7 protein-coding genes are annotated in these 6360 nt (G+C 72.1%); 5 read left to right on the top strand and 2 right to left on the bottom strand.

From position 1 onward, the window contains the following. Nucleotides 1-70: 70 nt before the first annotated feature. Both Mco01_RS31550 and Mco01_RS31555 read left to right on the top strand, forming a co-directional pair. Nucleotides 71-238, top strand: coding sequence for a hypothetical protein (locus tag Mco01_RS31550; RefSeq protein ID WP_204060501.1), 168 nt, complete (start codon nt 71-73; stop codon nt 236-238). After that, nucleotides 235-936 carry a hypothetical protein gene (locus Mco01_RS31555; RefSeq protein WP_204060502.1) on the top strand — a complete coding sequence of 234 codons (702 nt, stop codon included), beginning with the start codon at nt 235-237 and terminating at the stop codon, nt 934-936. The genes Mco01_RS31550 and Mco01_RS31555 overlap by 4 nt, the downstream gene beginning before the upstream one ends. A gap of 2 nt (nt 937-938) precedes the next feature. Here Mco01_RS31555 and Mco01_RS31560 read toward each other — a convergent pair whose 3' ends face one another. Continuing rightward, nucleotides 939-1847: a helix-turn-helix transcriptional regulator gene (locus Mco01_RS31560; protein WP_239104045.1), complete on the bottom strand. Its 909-nt coding sequence runs from the start codon at nt 1845-1847 to the stop codon at nt 939-941. A 211-nt stretch (nt 1848-2058) separates the two neighbouring features. On the opposite strand from Mco01_RS31560, the gene Mco01_RS31565 reads away from it, so the two are divergent. Next, a complete protein-coding gene (locus Mco01_RS31565) occupies nt 2059-3033 on the top strand; it encodes an aldo/keto reductase (protein WP_204060503.1) in 975 nt (324 codons plus the stop codon). A gap of 90 nt (nt 3034-3123) precedes the next feature. Here Mco01_RS31565 and Mco01_RS39930 read toward each other — a convergent pair whose 3' ends face one another. Then, the gene (locus Mco01_RS39930; RefSeq protein WP_307825706.1) at nt 3124-3900 is read right to left on the bottom strand and encodes a serine hydrolase domain-containing protein; all 777 of its coding nucleotides are present in this window, start codon (nt 3898-3900) and stop codon (nt 3124-3126) included. 525 nt (nt 3901-4425) lie between these two features. Between Mco01_RS39930 and Mco01_RS31575 the strand changes: the two genes are divergently transcribed. Together Mco01_RS31575 and Mco01_RS31580 are read left to right on the top strand one after the other, a co-directional pair. Then, on the top strand, nt 4426-6066 hold the full coding sequence (locus Mco01_RS31575) for a cellulose binding domain-containing protein (protein WP_204060505.1): 1641 nt from the start codon (nt 4426-4428) through the stop codon (nt 6064-6066). Nucleotides 6067-6160: 94 nt separating this feature from the next. Continuing rightward, on the top strand, nt 6161-6360 hold a 200-nt coding region (locus Mco01_RS31580), incomplete at its 3' end, for a cellulose binding domain-containing protein (RefSeq protein WP_239104046.1).

Here is a 6360-nt window from a genome sequence, read left to right on the forward strand (position 1 = left end):
TGCCTCCCCTCCCCGACCCTCCCCGAACGGACTCTCGCACACCCCTCGCGAGCCTGGAATACTCTGGCCAATGGGGAACCCGCCCGAGCAGACGCCCGCCGTCAACGCCCTGCGGATCAGCGAGACCGGGGAAGTGGAGTTCTACGACGGCAGCGCCTGGCAGCCCTACCTGGAGCTGTCGGACGACGGTCCCGGCCCGGGCCCCGTGGTCAAGGACGAGGGGCACGACGACCGGTGACCTCTCCCCCGTCGCGGCCGGACGTCGAGCAGACGCTGCCGTCCCCACTGGACTCGATCCCCGACCTGCGCGCGGCCGCCAAATGGATCCTCGCCTCCGCGGGCGCGGTCGGGGCCGCGCTCCTCGGCGGCGGCCCGCTCGTCGCCATCGGCAAGGTGCCCGATGCCGGCCACGCGGCCCTGGCGGGCCTCGGCCTGCTCGTCGCGCTCTGCGGGGTCGGCTGGGCGATCTGGCGCACCAGCGACGTGCTGATCCCGCCCATCACGACACTCGCCACCTTGGACGAGCCCGAGCTCCGGCCGCTTCGCGAACTCATCGCCCGCTCGCCCGAGGCCTTCTACGGCTCGGTGGCCCGCGACGTGGCCGGCCTCACGCGGCACCGGCAGATCGCGGCCGGCCTGCGGGCCAAGCTCGCCGAGGAGGGCGATCCCGCACGGCGCCGCGCCTGGGAGAGCGCCCTGGAGCGGACCCGCGCCAACATCGCGATCACCGACGCCTACCAGCGCCGTCTGCTCGACTTCATCCACGTCTGGCAGATCCACGCGAAGCTCCGCCGCGCCCGCGCGCACACGCTGCTGGCCGGCGTGGTCGTCGCCGTCGGCGCGACCGTGTTCATGCTCGCCACTGCCGAGCCGGCGCACCCCGGCGGCCCCGCCACTCCGGCCGCGACCCCCTCGGTGAGTACGGCGGCCACCTGAAGTCAGCGCGCCGGGTCGCGCGCGTCCGTGCCGGTGCCCCGGTCGGCGGGTTCGGGGTCGTGCCGGCCGCCGAGCATGTCGAGCAGGACCATGGCGTCGTGGTCGGGGCTCGCGACGTCGGCGTAGTAGACCACCAGGCGATGGCCGGGTGTGCCGTCGAGCTGCATGGACTGGTAGCCGAGCGTGAGGTCGCCGACCTCCGGGTGGACGAAGTGCTTCGTGCCAGGGCGATGGGCGCGGACGTCGTAGCGCTCCCACAGCTTGGCGAAGTCGGCGCTCTTCAACAGCAGCTCCCCGACGAGCTGGGCGAGGTCGGGGGCGTCGGGGTCGGTGCCGGCCAGGGCGCGCAGGCGTGCGACGCAGCTGCGGATCCGGGTGTCCCAGTCGGGGAACAGGCCGCGGGCGGCGGGGTGGAGGAAGTAGTAGCGGGCGAGGTTGCGCTGCTTCACCGGCCAGCCCTCCATGCCCGCGTAGAGGTGCAGGCCGCCGGAGTTGGCGGCGAGGACGTCGAGGGTCCGGCTCAGGACGTAGGCGGGGCTCGGCCGCAGGTTCTCCAGCAGAAGCGCGACCCCGGGCCGCACCGCGCGGCTGGGCGCGGTGGGCGGCTCGGAGGCGTTCCTCGCGGCCCGGGCGGCCAGCCGGCGCAGATGCTCGTGTTCGTCGCCCTCCAGGCGGAGCGCGCGGGCCAGGGAGTCGACGACGGCGGGGCTGGGATGGGTCTCCTTACCGCGTTCCAGCCGGGTGTAGTAGTCGATGCTGACCCCCGCGAGAGTGGCGAGCTCCTCGCGGCGCAGCCCGGGGGTACGGCGAAGCCCCGGGCCTGCGGGGAGGCCGACCCGCTCGGGGGTGAGCTGGGTGCGGCGGGCGCGCAGGAACCCCGCCAGATCATTTCTTTGCTGGTCAGAGCTCACTCAGCCAGTGTGCCAGCCCGCTGACCGGGTTGAGCCGGCCGTGGGGGGCCCTGTCACAGCCTGGCACGCCGCTCCCCTGCACGGCACGGCCTGCAACGCGACGCCGGGAGGCGTGAGGGTGAGGAGGCCGCACGGGACCTCGGTCCCCCGGCGGCTCCTTCGGGGCTGCGGCCACGCAGCCCCCCGGCTCCCGTACGAAGGCGGAGACAGCATGCGCACCACCACGCTCGGCACCCACGGACCGCAGGTCGGCGTCATCGGCCTGGGCGCGATGGGGATGAGCTTCATGTACGACATGGCCACCCCGCGGGACGACGCCACGTCGGTGTCCGTCATCCACCAGGCCCTCGACCTGGGCGTGACTCTGATCGACACCGCTGACGTCTACGGCCCCCACACCAACGAGGAACTCGTCGGCCGCGCCCTCGCCGGCCGGCGCGACCGCGCGGTGCTCGCCACCAAGGTCGGCCGAGTGGTCGTCGACCCCACCGGCGGCCAGGACAACCTCCCCGTCATCGCGAGCGACGGCCGGCCCGAGCATGTCCGCGCCTCCATCGACGCCAGCCTGCGCCGCCTGGGCACCGATTACGTCGACCTCTACCAGCTCCACCGCGTCGACCCCGCGGTCCCGATCGAGGAGTCCTGGGGCGCCATGGCGGAGGCCGTCGCGGCCGGCAAGGCCCGCCACCTGGGCCTGTCGGAGGTCACCGTCGAGGAGATCCGGCGCGCCCAGGCCGTGCACCCGGTCACCACCGTGCAGTCCGAGTTCTCCCTGTGGACCCGCGACGTCCAGGCCGAGGTCCTGCCGTACTGCGAGCGGCACGGCATCGGCTTCCTGCCGTTCTCGCCTCTGGGCCGCGGCTTCCTCGCCGGCCGCTTCGCCTCCTTCGGCGAGCTGCCGCACAACGACCACCGCCGGCGTCTGCCGCGCTTCCAGCAGGACAACCTGCGCGCCAACCTCGACATCGCGACCGGGGTGCGCGTCGTCGCCGACCGGATCGGCGCCACCCCCGCGCAGGTCGCCCTCGCGTGGCTCCTCGCCCAGGGCCCCCACGTCGTCCCCATCCCTGGCACCAAGACCCCCAGGTACCTCGCCGACAACGCGGCGGCTGCGGACGTCCGCCTGTCCCCGTCGGACCTCGCCGAGCTCGACGCCATCCCGGCCCCCGTCGGCGCCCGGTACTGATCCCGTCGATCCCGGCACCCCGGAGTGGCGATGCACCACGTCATCTGCCGCCTGCCGACGCCCAGGTGCACAGGGACCGCCTGGCGACCTTCAGCCAGGTCCGCGTCTGCGCCGGGCTCCAGGTGCCGGGATCCGAGTTCGTCGCCAGGAGAATCTGCCTGGCGCCGTCCTCGCTGGTGAAGGCGTTGGTCTGGATGCTTCGCCGTGCAGGTAGGGGGCGAGGAACCGGGGATCGTTGTCAAAGCCGAACAGGCCGCTGGTGTGGTCGAGCAGGTGGCGCACCGTGATGGCGCGGCCGTTCCGCACGAGCCCGGGCAACCGCTGCTCGACGGTGTCGTCCAGGCGGAGCCGGTGCTCGCCCACCAGCTGGAGCACCACCGTGGCGGTGAACATCTTCGTGATGCTGCCGGCCCGGAGGTGGTCCCCCGGCGTCGCGCGTTGCCTCGTGGCGAGGTCCGCGTAGCCGCTCGCGGCCGCCATGACCGTGCCGCCGTCGCGGACAGCGCGACCGCGCCCGGTAGTCCGGCTCCCGTCAGCTCGGCCACGGCGTCCCTTACGGCGCGGGCCCCCGGGGTGGCGGCGCCCGGGGGGACGAGATCGGGCCTTACGGGGACCCGCCGGGCCGGGGCGGCGAAGCCCGGAGCGGATGGCACGGCAGCGGTCGTGACGGCGGCCAGCGCCAGGGCGGCGAGCAGGCGACGACGTGTACGACGGTCGGTCATGAACTCCTCCTGAGTGGGCGGGATTCACCCTCGTCAACCGGCGCGCCTGCGGCGGCCATCGCCCGCCTGGCGGACGTGAACCCCACAGATCGGGCCGCGCGAGTCGTGCCGGACATCTCCGGTGGAGCTGGAAGGACGCAGCCACCAGGTCGGGCGGAGCCGGGGCACGGGCGCAAAAGGGTGTCCGCGCGGGGAGCCCACACCACAACTGAAACTTTCACCACAGGCTGTCGTGGGCTGACGTGACAGCGCCGGTAAGGGCGGTGGCGCGCCTCCCGTGGGGTGGAGGCCCGGGGGCACGGCTTGACGGGGCCGGGCGGCGTCGTATTTGCTCCGCCGCACCACCACCAATCACCGATGAAGAGAAGGCCCGGTGCGCGAAAGGAAATGTTAGCGCTAACAGCACCCGAGCCGCGTCACGGCCGTCGACGGTTCCCTCCTCCGGCCCGCGACGTGCGACGAGGACCCCACCTCCTTCCCGCCGAGGACGAGCACGCGGTCTGCCCGTCTGTCTACATATGTCGAGGTGGCGGCGGAGGCACCTGCACCGGCGCCTGACCCTCGTCGTTCCTCACGAGCGGCCGACGCCGCGCCATCGGTGCCGGCCGCCCGGAAGCGGCGATCCGCCCGCTTCCGCCAGACATCCGTTCGCTCACCCCAAGGAGGACCCGTGCGCAAGGTGAGAGCTCTGCTCGGCACCGGCATCCTCATAGGCGGCCTGATCGCCCTGCAGGACCAGGCCGGCGCCCTGGAGAACGGGGTGGCCCGCACACCCCCCATGGGCTGGAACAGCTGGAACACGTTCGGTTGCAACATCTCCGAGACGCTGATCAAGCAGATGGCCGACGCGATCGTCAGCTCCGGCCTCCGCGACCTCGGCTACAAATACGTCGTCGTCGACGACTGCTGGTTCAACCCCACGCGTGACTCGTCCGGAAACCTCCAGGGCAATCCGTCGAGGTTCCCGAGCGGCATGAAGGCGCTGGGTGACTACCTGCACGGCAAGGGGTTGAAATTCGGCCTCTACGAGGTGCCGGTGGACAAGACCTGCGCGCAGTACTTCGGCAGCTACTCCGGGGCGACCGGAAGCCAGGGGCACGAGGTCCAGGACGCCAGGCAGTTCGCCGCCTGGGGGGTCGACTACCTGAAGTACGACTGGTGCTCGCCCAACGGCACCATCACCGACCAGGTCAACACGTTCGCGAAGATGCGCGACGCGCTGGCGGCGACCGGGCGGCAGATCGTCTACAGCATCAACCCCAACAGCATCCACGCCAAGACGGGGCCGCAGCGCAACTGGGGCGATGTCGCCAACATGTGGCGGACGACCGAGGACATCACCAACAAGTGGGACACCGGTCAGACCAACGGTTATCCGATGGGCATCCAGAACATCGTCAACGTCACCGTCCCCCTCGCGTCGTACGCGAAGCCCGGGGCGTTCAACGACCCCGACATGATGGAGATCGGCCGGGGCGGCATGAACGACACCGAGATGCGCAGCCACTTCGCCCTCTGGGCGATGATGGCCTCACCGCTCATCGCCGGTAACGACATCCGCAGCATGGACTCGGCGACGACGACGATCCTCAAGAACCAGAACCTGATCGCCGTTAATCAGGACTCCCTCGCCCAGCAGGCGCGTCAGATCAGCAACGACGGCACCCGTCGCGTGCTGGCGAAGAATCTGAGCAACGGCGACGTCGCGGTCGCGCTCTTCAACCAGGGCGGCAGCACGACCACGATCAGCACGACCGCGTCCGCGGTCGGCCTGTCCGGCGGTTCGTTCACCCTGCGCGACGCGTGGACCGACGGGACCAGCACCAGCACCGGCGCCATCTCGGCCAGCGTGCCGGCGCACGGCACCGTCGTCTACCGGGTCAGCGGCGGCGCGACCCCCTCGCCGACCCCCACCCCGACCCCGACCCCCACGCCCACGCCCACGCCGACCCCGACGCCCACGCCCACGCCCACGCCAAGTCCGTCGCCCACGCCGAGCGGCCAGCCCGCCGGCTGTACGGCGACGTACCGGCTGGTGAACGACTGGGGCACGGGCTTCCAGGCCGAGGTGACCGTCGGCAACACCGGGTCGTCCGCGCTCAACGGCTGGACCGTGTCGATGACGCTGAACGGCGGGCAGACGATCACGAGCCTGTGGAACGGGGTGAACACCGGCACCACCGGTGCGGTCACCGTCAGGAACGCCCCCTACAACGGCGCCGTCGCCGGCGGCGGTTCGACGACCTTCGGATTCACCGCCAACGGCAGCGGCACGGCGGCCCCCGGCGGCATCACCTGCACGAGCTCGTAGCCGGACGCGGGCCGAGCCGGATCGGCCCGCGGGTACGCGAGCGCGAAGTCGCGCTCGCGGAGAACGTCACATCCCGTGAGAACGGAAGACTCCTGTGCGACATGTCAGCTCTCTTCGCCGGCGCCTGAGCGTGTCGGCCGCCGCCGTCGCCACGCTGGTGACGGCCGCCGCCGGAGTGGCGGGGACGCACGCCGCGTCCGCCGCCGCCGCCGGATGTCAGGTCACCTACACCGTCACCAACCAGTGGCCCGGCGGTTTCGGCACCAACGTCACCGTCAGCAACCTCGGAGATCC

Origin of the sequence: Microbispora corallina (assembly GCF_016863035.1) — a bacterium.
Taxonomy (GTDB): domain Bacteria; phylum Actinomycetota; class Actinomycetes; order Streptosporangiales; family Streptosporangiaceae; genus Microbispora; species Microbispora corallina.